The sequence below is a fragment of the Vibrio sp. 10N.239.312.D08 genome, assembly GCF_041466145.1.
Taxonomy (GTDB): Bacteria; Pseudomonadota; Gammaproteobacteria; order Enterobacterales; family Vibrionaceae; genus Vibrio; species Vibrio crassostreae_C.
In genome coordinates, this window is the sequence record NZ_JBFSSD010000036.1 from 1 (window position 1) to 17,479 (window position 17,479).

Annotated in this window: 12 protein-coding genes and 1 tRNA gene; 10 read left to right on the plus strand and 3 right to left on the minus strand. The window is 45.1% G+C overall.

Annotation, left to right across the window (positions count from 1 at the left end; genetic code table 11):
• Positions 1-72: 72 nt before the first annotated feature.
• Positions 73-930 (minus strand): bifunctional methylenetetrahydrofolate dehydrogenase/methenyltetrahydrofolate cyclohydrolase FolD, encoded by an 858-nt coding sequence (folD, locus tag AB6D58_RS17455; protein ID WP_017062367.1) that lies wholly within the window; start codon positions 928-930, stop codon positions 73-75.
• A gap of 211 nt (positions 931-1,141) precedes the next feature.
• Here folD and AB6D58_RS17460 point away from each other — a divergent pair.
• Both AB6D58_RS17460 and aroC read left to right on the plus strand, forming a co-directional pair.
• Positions 1,142-1,218, plus strand: a tRNA-Arg gene (locus AB6D58_RS17460).
• 269 nt (positions 1,219-1,487) lie between these two features.
• A complete protein-coding gene (aroC, locus tag AB6D58_RS17465; protein WP_017062360.1) occupies positions 1,488-2,573 on the plus strand; it encodes a chorismate synthase in 1,086 nt (361 codons plus the stop codon).
• A gap of 150 nt (positions 2,574-2,723) precedes the next feature.
• Here aroC and AB6D58_RS17470 read toward each other — a convergent pair whose 3' ends face one another.
• Positions 2,724-3,347, minus strand: a complete 624-nt coding sequence (locus AB6D58_RS17470; protein ID WP_004734183.1) for a trimeric intracellular cation channel family protein — start codon at positions 3,345-3,347, stop codon at positions 2,724-2,726.
• 299 nt (positions 3,348-3,646) lie between these two features.
• Here AB6D58_RS17470 and AB6D58_RS17475 point away from each other — a divergent pair, with 299 nt between their 5' ends.
• The 3 genes from AB6D58_RS17475 (at position 3,647) to AB6D58_RS17485 (ending at position 5,148) form a co-directional block, all read left to right on the plus strand.
• Complete coding sequence (locus AB6D58_RS17475) at positions 3,647-4,177, plus strand: elongation factor P hydroxylase (RefSeq protein WP_017070305.1); 531 nt, start codon at positions 3,647-3,649, stop codon at positions 4,175-4,177.
• A 9-nt stretch (positions 4,178-4,186) separates the two neighbouring features.
• On the plus strand, positions 4,187-4,450 hold the full coding sequence (locus AB6D58_RS17480) for a YfcL family protein (RefSeq protein WP_017063425.1): 264 nt from the start codon (positions 4,187-4,189) through the stop codon (positions 4,448-4,450).
• Between the two features lie 176 nt (positions 4,451-4,626).
• Complete coding sequence (locus tag AB6D58_RS17485) at positions 4,627-5,148, plus strand: NADPH-dependent FMN reductase (RefSeq protein ID WP_372157893.1); 522 nt, start codon at positions 4,627-4,629, stop codon at positions 5,146-5,148.
• 145 nt (positions 5,149-5,293) lie between these two features.
• Here the strand turns inward: AB6D58_RS17485 and mnmC are convergent, their stop codons facing one another.
• On the minus strand, positions 5,294-7,372 hold the full coding sequence (gene mnmC / locus AB6D58_RS17490; protein WP_372157896.1) for a bifunctional tRNA (5-methylaminomethyl-2-thiouridine)(34)-methyltransferase MnmD/FAD-dependent 5-carboxymethylaminomethyl-2-thiouridine(34) oxidoreductase MnmC: 2,079 nt from the start codon (positions 7,370-7,372) through the stop codon (positions 5,294-5,296).
• Positions 7,373-7,500: 128 nt separating this feature from the next.
• Between mnmC and fabB the strand changes: the two genes are divergently transcribed.
• The 5 genes from fabB to truA all read left to right on the plus strand — a co-directional run bounded on the left by fabB (position 7,501) and on the right by truA (position 17,407).
• Positions 7,501-8,727 carry a beta-ketoacyl-ACP synthase I gene (gene fabB, locus AB6D58_RS17495; RefSeq protein ID WP_017070308.1) on the plus strand — a complete coding sequence of 409 codons (1,227 nt, stop codon included), beginning with the start codon at positions 7,501-7,503 and terminating at the stop codon, positions 8,725-8,727.
• Positions 8,728-9,212: 485 nt separating this feature from the next.
• Complete coding sequence (locus AB6D58_RS17500; protein ID WP_372157899.1) at positions 9,213-10,346, plus strand: 4-phosphoerythronate dehydrogenase; 1,134 nt, start codon at positions 9,213-9,215, stop codon at positions 10,344-10,346.
• Positions 10,347-10,358: 12 nt separating this feature from the next.
• Positions 10,359-11,372, plus strand: coding sequence for an aspartate-semialdehyde dehydrogenase (locus AB6D58_RS17505; RefSeq protein WP_372109805.1), 1,014 nt, complete (start codon positions 10,359-10,361; stop codon positions 11,370-11,372).
• Between the two features lie 207 nt (positions 11,373-11,579).
• Positions 11,580-16,418: a FimV/HubP family polar landmark protein gene (locus tag AB6D58_RS17510; protein WP_372157901.1), complete on the plus strand. Its 4,839-nt coding sequence runs from the start codon at positions 11,580-11,582 to the stop codon at positions 16,416-16,418.
• 194 nt (positions 16,419-16,612) lie between these two features.
• On the plus strand, positions 16,613-17,407 hold the full coding sequence (gene truA / locus AB6D58_RS17515) for a tRNA pseudouridine(38-40) synthase TruA (RefSeq protein ID WP_004734161.1): 795 nt from the start codon (positions 16,613-16,615) through the stop codon (positions 17,405-17,407).
• Positions 17,408-17,479: the final 72 nt, after the last annotated feature.

Below are 17,479 nucleotides of genomic sequence, written 5' to 3' on the forward strand. Positions count from 1 at the left end.
CTTGTACGGTGGTGTGAGAGGACGGAGGCCGTGAGGCCTCCTCCTACTCGATTTATTTATATGCGCTGCGGACTACTTCGAGTGAAATTGCTCGCAAGCGATCATGGTGTTCTCGATTAGGCTCGCAACCGTCATTGGGCCAACACCACCCGGCACAGGTGTGATGAAGCTTGCGCTTTCTTTCGCTACGTCGTATTCAACGTCGCCCACTAGTTTGCCAGATTCTAAACGGTTGATACCAACATCGACCACAACAGCGCCTTTCTTAATCCAAGCGCCAGGAATGAAGTTAGGCTTACCAACGGCAACTACAACAACGTCTGCTTGACGCACGTGACCTTCAAGGTCTTTGGTGAAGCGGTGACATGTTGTCGTTGTACAACCTGCTAGAAGAAGTTCTAGCGTCATTGGGCGACCTACAATGTTTGATGCGCCAACCACAACCGCGTGTTTACCACGTAAGTCGATGTTGTAACGGTCAAGCAGCGTGATGATGCCTTTTGGCGTGCAAGAGCGAAGCTTAGGCATGCGCTGAGCCAAACGGCCGACATTGTAGGGGTGGAAGCCATCAACGTCTTTTTCTGGCGTGATACGCTCAAGAACGTGAGTGCTATCAATGCCTGCTGGTAGAGGCAGTTGAACAAGAATACCGTCGATCTCTGGATCGTCGTTCAGTTGGTCTACAAGTGTTAACAATTCGTCTTCTGTCGCAGTGGCTGGCAAGTCGTAAGATTTAGATACGAAGCCAACTTCTTCACACGCTTTACGCTTACTTCCAACGTAAACCTGAGAAGCAGGGTCTTCACCCACTAAAACAACCGCTAGGCCCGGAGCGCGTAATCCAGCTTCAGTACGAGCTTTTACACGTGCAGCAACTTCGGAGCGAACCGTTTGAGAAATTAGCTTTCCATCAATATTTTGAGCAGTCATGAATTTCCTTAGTATTGATATTCAAGTTAGTGGCTGATGTTTTTGGCGCATTATTCCAGAAAATCTTTTTGATTACCATCAAGCAAACGTTTGCTTTGCTCTATTTTCCAACACTTATATGTTTGTTGACCTTTTTTTACCCACTTAGATCAGAATGTTACATAAAGCCGTTGCTTTACTGATTCGAATTCGTATAATTCGTTCCTGTAGCGCGCCCTTAGCTCAGCTGGATAGAGCACCTCCCTTCTAAGGAGGTGGTCGAAGGTTCGAATCCTTCAGGGCGTGCCATTATTTAAAGAAACCCGATAACTCTCCGAGTTGTCGGGTTTTTTGCATTTTACATATCATAAAACACTTCTTTTCAAGCGCGACTCATTTTCTTCTGTTATTCGTTTCATTCGGCTTATGTAATAGAAAGTTAAAATTGTTCGTTTTTTGGGGTTTACATCATTTGGTAATAAAGCCACTATGAATTCACGAAGAATAGACAAGTAAAGCTATTAGCCAGTCGGTTTAGGAATCAAACCTTCTGCTCAATAGCTGATTTAGAGGAAGCAATGGCAGGAAACAGTATCGGACAACACTTTCGAGTGACCACATTCGGAGAGAGTCACGGTATCGCACTAGGATGTATCGTAGATGGGTGCCCACCAGGATTAGAAATTACCGAAGCAGACCTTCAAAGAGATTTGGATCGTCGTCGCCCTGGTACTTCTCGCTATACAACGGCTCGTCGTGAAGCGGATGAAGTGAAAATCTTATCAGGTGTATTTGAAGGCCAAACTACGGGTACTTCTATTGGTCTATTGATTGAAAATACAGACCAACGCTCTAAAGACTATTCCGAAATTAAAGACAAGTTCCGCCCTGGCCACGCTGACTATACGTACCATCAAAAGTACGGTGTGCGTGATTACCGAGGTGGTGGTCGTTCTTCAGCTCGTGAAACTGCAATGCGTGTTGCTGCAGGTGCAATTGCGAAGAAATACCTAAAACAAGAATTTGGTGTTGAAATCCAAGCTTACCTTTCTCAAATGGGTGATATCTCAATTGATAAAGTGGATTGGAACGAGATTGAAAACAACGCTTTCTTCTGTCCAGATGCCGACAAAGTACCAGAATTTGATCAACTGATTCGTGACTTGCTAAAAGAAGGCAACTCGATCGGTGCGAAGATTCAAGTGGTTGCGACTAAAGTGCCAGTAGGCCTTGGTGAGCCAATCTTTGATCGTCTAGATGCTGACATCGCGCACGCTCTAATGAGCATTAACGCTGTGAAAGGTGTTGAGATTGGTGATGGCTTCGATGTTGTTAATCAACGCGGTAGTGAACACCGTGACCCATTAACTCCAGAAGGTTTCAGCAGCAATCATGCTGGCGGTATCTTAGGTGGTATCTCTACTGGTCAAGATATTGTGGCAAGCATTGCGCTTAAACCAACATCAAGCATCACTGTACCTGGTGACACAATCACGAAAGATGGTGAAGCAACGCAGCTAATCACGAAAGGTCGTCACGATCCATGTGTTGGCATCCGTGCGGTACCTATTGCAGAAGCAATGCTGGCTATCGTGCTGCTTGACCACTTGCTACGTCATCGTGGTCAAAACTTTGGTGTGACAACTGAAACACCACAAATCTAATTCTGCTTCTTTTTATTTAGAATAGAATTGGTAGAAACAAAAAAGGGTTGCTTCGTAATGAAGTAACCCTTTTTCACATTAGCAGGATTATTCGTCCGGTTAGCGACTATCGTCATTAAAGACAGCTAGCAGCTTAAGGCTCTTAATCCATTAATGCACTGAACTTTCAGGATCAAGCTGGAACGAAGGTAAACGCCACTTGAATCGCACGGCCGCCATGCGCAGCAAGTAACCAACTACAAGCGTCACAATTGTCGCCGTTACGTCGTTGATGCCAAGCTCAAGCAAACCTAGGTATAAACCTGAAGCGACAAGTGCGACAGACGCGTATAGCTCTTCATGCAACACTAACGGTGTTTGACGACAGATAAGATCGCGCAGCAAACCACCAAACACGCCAGTTACCAAGGCAGACACCATGCAGATCATTGGGTGAAGACCCATAGTCATCGCTACCTTAGTGCCAATGATACTGAACACGATAAGCCCTAGAGCATCTAAACGAATGAACAAGCCCTTTAGCTTGATTACCCATTTAGCCAGTCCTGTTGTGATAACACCGGCGATACAGGTGATCGCTAGATACTGCGGGTTTTCAACCCAACCTAAAGGGTAATGACCGAGTAAGATATCGCGTACTGTACCGCCGCCAATTGCCGTTGCACTCGCAACCAACATTACACCAAACCAATCCATTTTTTGTTTGCCAGCACTGAGAGCGCCGGTCATGGCTTCTGCCGTGATGCCAATGATATACAAAACACTTAGTAGCATTGCTGTAGCTCTATAATATAGGTCTATAAATTGGAGTCTTATAGGCCATAGGGATATAAAAATGAAGCGCGAGTGTAGTAGTAAAAATGCTGATTGACGAATGAATATTTGTACCGTGAATGGCCTTTTCAGATTAGCTAAACTAATCATTCACCTCAAAGTAGTGTAATCTGGGATCAGCAATCGATTGTCACGGTAAAGTATTGGGGGCAACCCAATGCCATTGCTCGTGATAGGGCTTTACCGAGCGCTGAAAAAAACGCAAAATGTCCCCGTTCTTTTCACTTAAATTTGATTTTATGACGCACCAATACCCAGACATCATCGATATTTTCAATCAAACCTTTTTCGATAGCTACAATACCAAGCTCGAACTGGGTGCAGACGAGCCTATTTACCTGCCAGCCGATGAACAGATTTCTCATCACCGTATCGTATTTGCTCGTGGCTTTTACGCCTCTGCACTCCATGAGATCGCACACTGGTGCGTTGCTGGGCCTGAGCGTCGTTTACTGGAAGATTTTGGCTATTGGTATGAACCTGACGGTCGAACGGAATCGGTTCAAGCTGAGTTTGAAAAAGTAGAAATTCGCCCACAAGCGTATGAATGGATCATTGCGATGAGCGCAGGCTTTCCTTTTAATGTCAGCTGTGACAATCTACACGGCGATTTTGAGCCAGATCGTTTGGCCTTTATGAATAAAGTACATAGCGAAGTTATGGGTATCTTTGAAGTAGGGTTTCCGCCTCGCGTGAAAATGCTCTCTGAAGCATTACGCAGCTTCTACGATGTAGAACCTTTATGTGCTAGCCAATTTATTGTGAAATAAGAGAATATTATGATTATCGAATTTGAAGAAAAACTACTTGAAGTAATTGATGCTCGCATTGAAAACGCATCAGACGATGAACTGTTTGCTGGTGGTTACTTACGTGGTCATATTTCTCTTTCAGTGGCTTCATGTGAAGAAGAAGGCATTGAAGATGTGGCTGAAGTAAAAGCTCGTATTGAACAGAGCCTAGACGACGCTCGCTCTGAACTAACACCAGCAGACCGCACTATCGTTAATGACCTTTGGGTTGAGCTACAAAACCAAGCTTAATCTCGATGTATTAATACTATCCGCTCAGTCCCTTCCTTTCCCATTTTGCTGAGCGAACTGGTTTATTTGAGACTCGTTCGAAATTTTTGAATGAGTCCGTTCATTTCTTGTGATGGTTACATTTTCTTACTACGTTATTCTAATCCCACTTAACGGAATTACAGAAAGGTCACATCATGAAAGTTATCGCATTTGGCGCAAGCACAAGTTCTACCTCAATCAACAAAACACTAGCAACTTACGCAGCAAACTTGATTGAAGGTGCTGAAGTAAAAGTCCTAGACATCAACGATTACAATGTTCCTATGTTCAGTGAAGACACTGAAAAAGAGATTGGCCAAGCGGAAGGTGCTCAAGCATTCCTACGCGACCTAGCTGAAGCTGATGCGTTTGTTATCTCGTTCGCAGAACACAATGGTCACTACCCAGCAGCGTATAAAAACCTATTTGACTGGGCGACACGTATTGAGCGTTCAGTGTTTGGCGAGAAGCCGGCGGTTTACCTAGCGACTTCACCGGGCCCAGGCGGTGCACAAACGGTACTTGGCGCAGCAACAGGTTCAGCGCCATACTTTGGCGGAAACGTAAAAGCGTCAGTTTCAGTACCAAGCTTCTACGATAACTTTGATTTTGAGTCTGGTTCTATCAGCAACGAAGAGATTGCTCAGCAGATCAAAGATGCGGTTGCTAAGCTGTAAATACAGCTTCGTTTAGAACATCAGTTTAGAGCAACACGAATAACAAAAAGCCCGAGCGACACAATGAACTCGGGCTTTTTAGCTTTTAACTTATTAGTTTCAGATATTCAGAAATTTCAGATGTTCAAAATAGCTGAACTAGAAACTACGGCTTTGATTTAGAATGCTTGTCAGCAACCCATCCAGCCGTTAATGCCTTACCTTTACGCAGTCTGCGTACCCACATTCGACTTGGGTGAATCGCCTCAAGCACATCAACAGGCAAGGGCAGCGGATCGCCACAGATCTGTGATGCTAATACTTCAGCCAATAATGGTGCAGAGCTCAAACCACGTGAACCCAGTCCGATAAAGCAATAAAGGTTAGGGAAGCTTGTTACCGTTTCTACATCCTCAACCGAGTCACGCTGCGGGTTGAAGTTGTGGAGATCTTGGTACTGCTCCTTAATGGCTTCAAAGTCACCAACGTTTCCGACAAACGGAAGGTGGTCACGGCTTACGCTTCGGATACCTTGGCGCGCTAAGTTGTCACTGGTATCGACATCTTTTGTCCATGCTTGGTCTGGTAGTGACCCATGTAGGCGCTCGCCATTGTGCTGCTGAACCTCAATATCAAATTCTTGGTCGATATTGGTTTTGTCGTAGTTCGCACCAATACAGTGATGACCATTGTTGGGGTTCTGTGGCGTCAAATAGCCATCAAAGCACAACACGGTTTTTAGCTGGCTGAGATTTTCCGTGGTCGGAATATGGCTCACTTGGCCTTTAACCGGAGTCAGTGGTACTGGCTGAGTTTGTTCAAACTGAGTGAACTTGTGTCCGTTTGCGACAACTACTTGGTCGTGCTTGGTTTGAATCTCACCTTGAGGTGTATCCATCGTCAGTATCCATTGTTGTTCAGCTTCGAGCCACTCAAGTTGCGTTACTTGATGTTGATAGTGTGCGCTCACTTGGTTGCTCTCTTCTAGCTTGCCAATCAAGCCTTGAGTCAGTTGAAGAGGGCTTAACCAACCACCCAGCGGAAAGTAAACACTCTCTTTATCGACGGGTAAGCCAATCTTTTCGTTGGCTTGCTCTGGCGATAAACGCTGAATCAGGTCGGTGTGGAAGTTGCCTTCCAACATGCGGTTGAGCTTTTTAGTGGAGCCTTGATCCCACATCAAGATGTTCACGCCACACCAACTGTGATCAAATTGAATAGACTGAGCCGCTTGATTAATAAATTGACGAGCAAACAGTAATCCCGGGCCAAACACGCGAGACACGTTCGAGGTCGCTTCGCTTAATAGCGGGTAAATCGCACCTTGGTTGTTACCTGAGGCATTGCCCGCAGCTTGTGGATGTTCACAATAGAGGGTGATGTTTTTACCACGACGGCTTAGCGTTTTGGCTAATGCAGCACTGGCGACACCACCACCAATGATCGCAATGTCTTGGGATTCAGTGTGTTGAGCGAGGCCATACCAAGGTTTGATGTTGGTGTGAGCGTGCTTTTCGCCAAGTCGGCCGGCGATCATTTCTCGCTTAGTACCAAAGCCTTTGACCTTTTTCATTTCAAAGCCAGCTTCAATTAAGCCACGGCGAACAAAGCCAGCAGCGGTGAAGGTGGCGCAGCTACAATCTTGCTTAGCGAGCTTAGCCATGCCGTTGAATAGGTTTTGATTCCACATCTCTGGGTTCTTGCTCGGAGCAAAACCGTCTAAGAACCAAGCATCAACCAAACCTTCACGCGGGGTTGGTACGTTGGGCATGCAATCTTTAATATCGCCAAACCACAAATCAAGCGTGATTGCACCGTCGCCCAGCACAATGCGGTGACATTCAGGTAGAGCAATAGGGTAGTGTTCTTGGAGTTGCGTCGCATACTCGGCTAATTCTGGCCACGATTGGTGTGCTTTGATGAGATCCTCTTTATTTAAAGGATATTTTTCAAAACTGATGAAATGTAACTCTTTGGTCATCGCTTGTGGGTTATCTTTAAGAAAAGCATCGAACCATTGCCAAACTGCAAGAAAGTTCAAACCTGTGCCAAAGCCGGTTTCAGCAATCACAAAGCGGCGTTGTTCATGTTCAAGCCAACGCTCTGGAAGGTGGTTTTGCTTTAAAAAGACGTAGCGAGTTTCTTCTAAACCGTTAACATTGGAGAAGTAAACGTCGTCAAATTGGTCTGAAACTGGCGTGCCAGACTCATTCCATTCCAGTTCTGCATTAGTAATTGAAGTCATAAAATCTATCATTTTGTGATTTGAAGCGATATGTTGGTAGGGATTGTACGAATTTCTAGGAAAGCTGACCACTTTTGTTAGGCTTCTTAGTTATCATCTAGCTGAATTTAGAATTATAGGAATGTCACATGAAACGAGTCGTAATCACCGGTATGGGTATTGTTTCAAGTATCGGTAACAACGTCGAAGAAGTTTTAGCATCACTGAAAGAGGGTAAATCTGGTATTACCGCTTCAGAGCAGTTCAAGGAAAATGGCTTGCGCTCTCAAGTATGGGGTAACCTAAAAATGAACCCTGCTGACCATATCGATCGCAAAAAAATGCGCTTTATGGGTGATGCAGCGGCATTCGCTTATCTTTCAATGGAGCAAGCAATTGCTGATTCTGGCTTAACTGAAGATCAAGTATCTAATGACCGCACGGGTATCGTTGCGGGTTCAGGTGGTGCTTCATCTCTAAACCAAGTAAACGCGGTAGACATCATCCGTGAGAAAGGCGTGAAGCGCGTTGGTCCATACATGGTTCCACGTACAATGGCTTCTACGGTTTCTGCTTGTCTAGCAACTCCTTTCAAAATCCGTGGTGTGAACTACTCTATGAGCTCTGCATGTGCGACATCTGCACACTGTATTGGTCACGCAATGGAGCTTATCCAACTTGGTAAGCAAGACGTTGTATTCGCTGGTGGCGGTGAAGAACTGGATTGGTCTCTGACTATGATGTTCGACGCAATGGGCGCACTTTCTACTAAGTACAACGACACGCCAGAGCTGGCTTCTCGTACCTACGATGCAGACCGTGATGGTTTCGTTATCTCTGGTGGCGGCGGCATGTTAGTTATCGAAGAGCTTGAGCACGCTGTTGCTCGTGGCGCAAAAATCTACGGTGAAATCGTAGGCTACGGCGCAACTTCAGATGGCTACGACATGGTTGCTCCTTCTGGTGAAGGTGCGGTTCGTTGTATGAAGATGGCGATGCAAAACGTTGATGGCGTTGATTACGTGAACACTCACGGTACTTCAACTCCAGTTGGCGACGTTAAAGAGCTAGGCGCTATCCAAGAAGTTTTCTCTCAAGGCAATGGAGGTGGCAACAGCCCAGCAATTTCTGCAACTAAAGCGATGACAGGTCACGCTCTAGGTGCTGCTGGCGTACACGAAGCTATTTACTCAACGCTAATGCTAGATAACGGCTTTATCGCTCCAAGCATTAACGTTTCGAACCTAGACGAAGCTGCTGCTGGCCTAGACATCGTAACTGAAGCTCGTGATCAAGAGCTAACTACAGTTATGTCTAACAGTTTTGGTTTCGGCGGTACGAACGCAACGCTAGTAATCAAAAAGTACCAAGCTTAACTTAAGCTTGAGTTACAGAGACAAGGTTAATCGTTAAAGGGTTGCGCTAGTGCCGATTCAACACGCACAGGTCACCCAGTAATAATGACCATCAGAACAAAGTTTTTAGACGCAGGTTGGTAAACGTGTTTTTTTAACATAGTTTTTAAATCTGGGTTTAGAGATTGAAAGGTTTCCAGAGCTTGACCAGTACTGACTTTGGTTAGTACTGGTTGAACAGACGCAAGACTCTGTCTCCTGGAGAGCGAGATAGGATCCTTTTGTTCTGGATGTTTGCCCGATTGTTTATTCAATCGGGCATTTTTCGTTTTAGCCGTTTGATCTTGGGTGTTCACTCTGGTTTCGGTTCTTGTCTGCCAAGGTTAGGTGATTCAGCCCTTTATTTATAATGTATTCCAATTGCTACTCGACACCGTGTGTGGAATTTTGCACAATCATTTCAATTCACATTTAGGTCGATAGACCCCAACAAAAGTACTCGCCAAATGAAAATCTTAATCGACGAAAATATGCCTTACGCTGAAGCGCTTTTTAGCCAGCTAGGGGAAGTGACAATGAAGTCTGGTCGCACATTAACAGCTGACGACCTAGTTGACGTAGACGCATTGATGATTCGCTCTGTTACCAAGGTAAACGAGTCATTGATCAGCAAAGCCAATAAGCTGAAGTTTGTTGGTACTGCGACGGCTGGCATGGATCACGTTGACCAAGAGTTGATGAAAGAGCGTGGTATTTTCTTTACTGCGGCACCTGGTTGTAACAAGGTGGGTGTTGCTGAGTACGCGTTCAGTGCGATGATGGTGCTTGCGCAGCAACAAGGCTTTTCTGTTTTTGATAAAACGGTTGGTATTATCGGCTGTGGTCAAGTGGGCAGTTACTTAGCGAAGTGCCTTGAAGGTATTGGTATCAAAGTTCTGCTGAACGACCCTCTAAAACAGCAAGAGGGTGATACTCGCGAATTTACTGAGTTAGAGACTTTGCTTGAACAATCAGACGTTATTACATTACACACGCCAATCACTAAGACGGGTGAGTATCCAACGCATCACTTGATCAGTGAGCAAGTGCTGAACAACTTACGTGCTGATCAAATCCTGATTAATGCAGCTCGCGGTCCTGTGGTTGATAACCAAGCGCTAAAAGCTCGCCTGCAAAAAGCCGATGGTTTCACTGCAGTGCTTGATGTGTTTGAGTTTGAACCTGAAGTCGACTTTGAGCTTCTTCCGTTACTCGCTTTTGCAACGCCTCACGTAGCGGGCTACGGTTTAGAAGGTAAAGCGCGTGGTACCACGATGATCTTCAACAGTTATTGTGAATTTTTAGGTACTGAACAGCGTGCGTATGCAAGCGACTTATTGCCGACAGCGCCTGTACCTCAAATGAAATTAGATAGAGCTTGGGATGAAGCAATACTGCACAATTTGACTCAGTTGATCTATGATGTGCGCAAAGACGACGCCTTATTCCGTCGCAATATCGTTACGCCGGGTTCTTTTGACAAGATGCGTAAAGAATATTGGGACCGCAGAGAGTACAGTGCAGTCGAGTTAACGGGCGACGAATCTTGTAATTTAACGCCGTTATCTAAACTCGGTTTTATGGTAAAGCCAACTTTATAAAAGAGAGAAACAATGAGCCAAGAATTTAATATTGCTATTTTAGGTGCGACTGGTGCGGTTGGTGAAACCATTCTTGAAGTACTTAAAGAGCGTAAATTCCCTGTCGGTGAAATGCACTTACTAGCAAGTGAACGTAGTGAAGGCAAAACTTCCCGTTTTAACGGCAAAACAATACAAGTACAAAACGTAGAAGACTTCGATTGGTCTCAAGTACATATTGCGTTTTTCTCTGCAGGTAGCGAGCTTTCAGAGCGTTGGGCTCCAATTGCGGCTGATGAAGGTGTGATTGTCATCGATAACACATCACGCTTCCGTTACGAATACGATGTTCCTCTGGTTGTGCCTGAAGTGAACCCTGAAGCGATTGCTGAGTTCCGTAACCGTAACATCATCGCGAACCCTAACTGCTCGACTATCCAAATGGTAGTAGCGCTAAAACCAATTCACGATGAAGTGGGCCTTGAGCGTATTAACGTTTCAACTTACCAATCTGTGTCTGGTGCAGGTAAGCCAGGTATCGATGAGCTAGCGGGTCAAACGGCTAAGCTTCTTAACGGTATGCCAGCTGAAAACTCAGCGTTCTCACAACAAATCGCTTTCAACTGTATTCCTCAAATCGATGAATTTACAGAGAACGGCTACACGCGTGAAGAGATGAAGATGGTTTGGGAAACTCAAAAAATCTTTGCTGACTCTTCAATCACAGTGAACCCGACTTGTGTCCGCGTACCAGTATTTTACGGTCACGCAGAATCTCTACACATTGAAACTCGCGCACCAATCGGTGCAGAGCAAGTGGTTCAGCTTCTAGAGAACACAGAAGGTGTTGAAGTATTCCAAGCGCTAGACTTCCCAACTCAAGTTCGTGATGCAGGTGGTAAAGACCACGTAATGGTTGGTCGTATTCGTAACGACATCAGCCATCACAGTGGCGTAAACATGTGGGTTGTCGCTGATAACGTTCGTAAAGGCGCAGCAACAAACGCAGTTCAAATCGCTGAAGTTCTGATTCGCGATTACTTCTAAGCTTTATTGCTTTGATAAAAAAGCCTCACTCTTTAGTGGGGCTTTTTTAATCGATTAAAAATATTGTTAGTCAAATTGTGTGAAATTGCTGCGAATATTGTTGCTGCAACACATTTTTTGTTTTCATCTCTATAGTTTTACGTCATTTATCCGATATATTTAATAGATCATCACTTTTCCGAATTTAAGCACCTAGCTGAGCCTTTTATGTTTCAAATTTTCAAGCCGTGGTTAATGCCTTTTGCCTTTATCATTGCGACTCAGATTTCCGTTGTTCGTGCAGATTCCATTCGAGTTGTAGGGCCTAATGGCCAGATACAATCAGCGCCTACGTTTTCAGAACCACTTCAAAGAGCGCAATCAAATAGCGCTGAGCCTTCACGTTTCTATGGTCCAACTCGCGGCTCAGAAACATTGTGGTCTATTGCCTCAAAGTTACGCCCTGATAACTCCGTTTCAGTCCAACAAACTCTGTTGGCTATTTATCGCTTAAACCCACAAGCGTTTGAAAACCAGAATATCCATAGCCTGCTGCCTGCGAGCAATCTACGCGTGCCTTCTTTAGAGCAAGCACGTGCAAGCTCGACGCAGCAAGCTATCAACATCATGAACTCACATCTTGCTAAGCTTGATGCTCCTGCAAGTAAGCCTGTCGCTTCAAAACCCAAAGCGCCGAGTTCTGATGCAAAAAATGTTACTCCTGCTAAGCAAGTAAGCACTACTGAAACTGCTAAAAAGCCATTGTCTCCAACTCAATCATCTCTAGCTCAATCTGCACCAACCCAAGAGATGAACAAGTTAGAGAAGCAGCTAGAGCTTTCAGAAACTGAACTGCTGTCACTTGAAGAGAAAAATCACCAACTTCGTTTGATGTTATCGAATGTTCAATCGGAAGTGGATGAGCTAAAAACAGAGCTCAGTGATGAAGACCGCATTCGTAGCGAAGTGGAAAAGCTGCTTGATGAAGAGCGCAGAAAGAACGCCGAAATTGAAAAGATGGCACCAAGTGTCATGGACGAACTGTTATCGAATGGTTGGTTAGTGGCGGCTCTTGCGATTATTCCAGGTCTGCTCATTGGTTTGATCGTTGTGATGCTGTTAGGCCGTCGTTCTAAAAATGATGAGCAACAGCAGACGACTCAAGAACAACCGCTCCAGCCAGAACCAAGTACCGTTGCACCTATTACATTGGGCGACGAGATGGACGACCTTAACGAGCTGTCTTTAGATGATGACTTGTTTGGTACGGAAGATGACGCCAACAAGCTGTTTGACGATCAAGCGCTAGCCGAAGAGGATGATGTCTTTGCTGGTTTAGATGAATCTGATCTCGATTTCAATCTAGATGGTGAAGACGATGACCCATTTGCTAGCATTGGCGAAAACGGTGATTTAGACACCAACTTCGACGATCTAGATTTAGACAGCAGCAACGGCATTAGTGTTAATGGCGAAGAGAAAGCGCTTGGCCTTGAAGAGATGGAACGTGCGCTAGACAAAACAGCGGAAAGCGCCGTCGATACTGATGATGTCGACTTTGATCTTTCTGATGATAACGCAATGTCTGCTGATGACATTGAAGCTTTACTATCTCAAGAGTCTGAAACTGAAGATCTCGGTTCCAACGAGCTAGACCAATCTTTATTAGATGATCTGTTTGCTCTTGATGACGAAGATGACGACAGCTTCGATATTGATGCTCTGATTTCGGAAGAGCAAAGTGATTCGCCTTCTAGCACTGAAACACCAGCAAGCGATGATTTTGACATCGATGCGCTTATCTCTGAGCAACAAAGTGAGACTAAGCCTGTTGATTTGAGCAATGACGATTTTGATATTGATGCTCTAATCTCTGAACAACAGTCCCCTGAGCCAGCTTCACCGACAGCGAATGATGATATTGATGACATCTTTGCCCAAGTTGCTGCTCAGAACGATCAAGCGAATGACCCTTTCAACCTCGATAGCGACGATGAGATTGCCACTAACCTAAACAGTGGTTTGGCGTCTGATGATGATATCGAAAACATTCTGTCTCAGTTCGATAAGCCCATCGTAAATGAAGAACCTCAAGACAGCGTTGATCTGCTTGATGAGCAACTGGCAGGCGATGACGTAGACCTAAGTAACTCGACAGACCTTCTTGATGAGATGCTAGGGGACGATTCGGATGATGAGTCTGAAAGCGAACCTCTTGGCTTTGATTCTCTGTCTGAGCTTGAAGAGCTTTCTGGTTTATCGACCGATGATGACCTCAACATCGCAGAAGACAGCACGGAAACCTTGGATGAATTAATAGGTGACTCTGACGACGATGATTTCGAACTCGACGCCGAAAGTACCGACTTATTGGATGATTTCCTTGATAGTGAATTGTCAGATGATGAGCTTTTAGCGGATGCATCAAAATCAGAATCTCTAGACCCATTTGATGACTTACTGACAAGTGGCATTGAAGACGAGCTTGAATCTGAAGATAAGACGTTTGATAAAGAGTTAGACGCAGCCTTTGGTTTGGACAACGCCAATGAGGAGCCTGAAAAGGACTCAGACGTTGAGCTTACTCCGTTAACCTCTGAAGGTGAGCCTAAGCAAGATCCGGACATTAGTGAAACACCACAACCTGAAGTCGTTACTGATGAATCGTTAGATTCTGAAATGACTCAAGAAAGTTCTGACATTAAGCCAGAAAATGATGAAGCCTTTAATCGTGATGGTTTTATCGATGATTTGTTCGGTGTCGCACCGGCAACGGATGCTTTGCTTGATGACTCGCTAGAAACAACAGACGAAGCGTTGATTGATGAGTTAATGACTTCTGATGACAATGATTTGTTGCCAGCAATAGAAGAGCCTGTTGAACCATCAATTGACAATACGGTTGAACCAGAGCAAGCGTCTCTTTTAGACAGCGACGAAGTATCAGCGCAAGAAACCGCATCATCGGTTGAAGATGATGAACTGGATATCGACTCGCTGTTATCTGAGAATTCTGATTTTGACAAACCAGATTTTGAAGAGCGAGTTAAAGAAGAAACCGCACCACAAGAACCAGAGCCGAAAGAAGCCGACGTACAAGAGCAAGCTTCGCCATCGTCTTTGAACGATATCTCTGAAGATGAAGAAGAAACGGTTGAAGACTGGTTAGCTGAAGCCATCGACGATGTAGAGTCGCCAGCGAACATTGACTCTGATTTTGACTTTGAACCGAAAATCCAAGGTAGCGATCAGCTTGAAGATGTCGTTGAATCCTTGCCAGAGCCAGAGCCAGAGCCAGAGCCAGAGCCAGAGCCAGAGCCAGAGCCAGAGCCAGTTCGTGCTGCAAACATGCCAGAGATCATTCCAAATGAATTTGGTGTGCCAGAAGACGATGATTGGCTGATTGAAGATGAGGCGTCTGAACCAGAAGCATTAGCGGAAACTGACGTAACACCAGAGCTAGTGACACCTGTCGCTGAACCGAAAGTTGAAGCTACACCACAAGCGGAAGTAGCAGAACAAGCTGAAGTTCTAGGACAAGAAGGCGAAGAAGAATTCTCGTTTGATGACTTCGAATTGCCAGAGTTTAATGAAGAAGATGCACTAGCGGAAGCTGATGCTGAATCAACACCAGAACCAGTAACGCCAGCTATTGATGCTCAACCAAGTGTTGAGCCTCAAACTGAAGCCCAAGTTATAGCTCAGGCGCAAGACGACGAAGAGTTTTCGTTTGATGATTTCGACTTACCAGAGTTTAGTGAAGAAGACGCACTAGCGGAAGCTGATGCTGAATCAACAACAGAGCCAGCAACGCCTGCTATAGACTCTCAATCAAGTGTTGAATCGCAACCTACCGCTGAGCCTCAGTTAGATGCTGCACCACAAGTTGAAACTGCGAAACCAGAAAGCGAAGAAGAATTCTCGCTTGATGACTTCGAACTACCAGAGTTTGGTGAAGACGATGCGTTAGCGGAAGTGGTGAGTGAACCAGATGAAGCACAGTTAGAGCAAGACTTAGCGCCTGACACAGAGAAGTTCGAGTTCGATGACCTTGATCTTCCGGAGTACGATGAAGAAAGCGCAAAAGCAGACTCTGTTTTAGATGATATTGAGCAAAGCAATGCCGAGCCGGTGGCGGAAGCCCAAGGCGTAGAGTTCGATGAGTTTGATTTACCGGAATATGGTGAAGATGAAGCCATCTCTGATGCGTTTGCTGAGAAGCCAACACCACTGACTTCTTTCAGCCCACAAGGCGAAGAGCAAGATGCGTTGCATGATCTGTTCTCAAATCCGCAGAGCTATAGTCAGGCTGATGATTTCTCGAGTGCTGAAGACTCTGAACCGGCTGGTTTTGCACAGCCAGAACAATCACTGAGCGCGGCTTCAGAGCCAAACTCAACGCCTGCAGCGGTTCAAGACGAGCCACTAGAAGGCTTTGATGACTTTGATGAGACAGCATTAGCTGAGTTGCTTTCTGAAGATGTTCAAGACTCTGTCGACAACATGTTCGATAAGCCATTGGACGCAACTTCGATTGATAGCGCAGGGTTAGATATTGACGCCATGCTTGAAGTCGGCGGCGAAGACTGGAAAGGCTTTAACCTAGCGCCAGAACAACAATCGAGCATGCATAATGATGTGCCTGATGACCAACAAGAGATTTGGGCATCGGCTGAACAGCAAGCTGAACCGAAAATCAAAGAAGAGAATTGGGCTGAACAAGACAATCTAACCGAATCAGGCAACAGTCGTGATAAGCAGTACATGACGATTGATGAGCTAATGGCTCAAGTCGAGCAAGAAGGTGAAGAAGTCATTAATCCAGACGATGAAGAGCTTAAACTGGATGTGGGTCTTAACGAATTCCCTGATGTTATCGGTGATATTGGCAATTATGATGTCGACAGCAATGCAGAAGCTGCGGGTAAGCTTGATTTGGCCAAAATCTACATCGAGATGAGTGACTCGCAAGGGGCAATTAAGCTTCTAGAAGAGGCAATCGTTGACGGCAGCGATGATATTCGTCGAGAGGCAAAAAATCTTATCGATACGTTAAACGGTCGATAAATTTACAAATCAGAAAGGGTAGCGTTGGCTACCCTTTATTTTAAGGCGATACAGAGCGCTATCGTTTCATTTGGTTTTTCAACAGCATCGTCTCGGTCGATGCTGATTGTTTATTGAAGTTTTAGCCCCATCCTATTTGGGCTAGCACTGATTTCCGTATATACTTCTCGCCCATTTTCAAAGAGAACAAGAACATGAAAATTGCTTTAGGTATTGAATATAACGGTACCCACTACTTTGGTTGGCAGCGCCAACGAGACGTGAAAAGTGTCCAAGAAGAATTGGAAAAGGCTCTTTCAGTTGTCGCGAATCACCCTGTAGAAGTTATGTGCGCAGGTCGTACAGATGCCGGTGTTCACGGTACGGGACAAGTCGTTCACTTTGAAACTAATGTCGATCGTAAAATGGTGGCATGGACAATGGGCGCGAATGCCAACATGCCAAAAGATATTGCGGTTCGTTGGGCGACAGAAGTGAATGAGGATTTCCATGCTCGTTTCTCGGCTACTGCCCGCCGTTATCGCTACATTATCTTTAACCATGCACTACGCCCAGGCATTTTGAATTCAGGTGTGAGCCATTATCATGGTCATCTTGATGAGAAAAAAATGCATGAAGCGGGTCAGTACTTACTTGGTGAGAATGACTTCACTTCGTTCAGGGCAACACACTGTCAATCTCGTAGCCCATGGAGAAACATGATTCACTTGAACGTGACTCGTCATGGACACTACATTGTGATCGATATTAAAGCGAATGCGTTTGTTCACCACATGGTGAGGAATATTACGGGTAGCCTTATTGCCGTAGGTAAAGGTGAGCAGAAACCAGAGTGGATCCAGTGGCTTTTAGAAGCTAAAGATCGAAAAGTAGCCGGCGCAACTGCAAAAGCGGAAGGTTTGTATCTGGTGGATGTTGATTATCCTGAACATTTTGAGCTACCACGAGAGCCAATTGGTCCTCTATTTTTACCGGATAATTTGAACTAAATGTGAGACTTAGGTTCAAAAATTATTACGGTTTAGTGCGTAAGATAGTCCCAGGAAATAGGTACAACCAGT

What these genes read in the sequence shown, in the direction of transcription:
- folD (WP_017062367.1), bottom strand. Translation starts at nt 930, where the DNA reads ATGACTGCTCAAAATATTGATGGAAAGCTAATTTCTCAAACGGTTCGC.
- aroC (WP_017062360.1), top strand. Translation starts at nt 1,488, where the DNA reads ATGGCAGGAAACAGTATCGGACAACACTTTCGAGTGACCACATTCGGA.
- AB6D58_RS17470 (WP_004734183.1), bottom strand. Translation starts at nt 3,347, where the DNA reads ATGCTACTAAGTGTTTTGTATATCATTGGCATCACGGCAGAAGCCATG.
- AB6D58_RS17475 (WP_017070305.1), top strand. Translation starts at nt 3,647, where the DNA reads ATGACGCACCAATACCCAGACATCATCGATATTTTCAATCAAACCTTT.
- AB6D58_RS17480 (WP_017063425.1), top strand. Translation starts at nt 4,187, where the DNA reads ATGATTATCGAATTTGAAGAAAAACTACTTGAAGTAATTGATGCTCGC.
- AB6D58_RS17485 (WP_372157893.1), top strand. Translation starts at nt 4,627, where the DNA reads ATGAAAGTTATCGCATTTGGCGCAAGCACAAGTTCTACCTCAATCAAC.
- mnmC (WP_372157896.1), bottom strand. Translation starts at nt 7,372, where the DNA reads ATGACTTCAATTACTAATGCAGAACTGGAATGGAATGAGTCTGGCACG.
- fabB (WP_017070308.1), top strand. Translation starts at nt 7,501, where the DNA reads ATGAAACGAGTCGTAATCACCGGTATGGGTATTGTTTCAAGTATCGGT.
- AB6D58_RS17500 (WP_372157899.1), top strand. Translation starts at nt 9,213, where the DNA reads ATGAAAATCTTAATCGACGAAAATATGCCTTACGCTGAAGCGCTTTTT.
- AB6D58_RS17505 (WP_372109805.1), top strand. Translation starts at nt 10,359, where the DNA reads ATGAGCCAAGAATTTAATATTGCTATTTTAGGTGCGACTGGTGCGGTT.
- AB6D58_RS17510 (WP_372157901.1), top strand. Translation starts at nt 11,580, where the DNA reads ATGTTTCAAATTTTCAAGCCGTGGTTAATGCCTTTTGCCTTTATCATT.
- truA (WP_004734161.1), top strand. Translation starts at nt 16,613, where the DNA reads ATGAAAATTGCTTTAGGTATTGAATATAACGGTACCCACTACTTTGGT.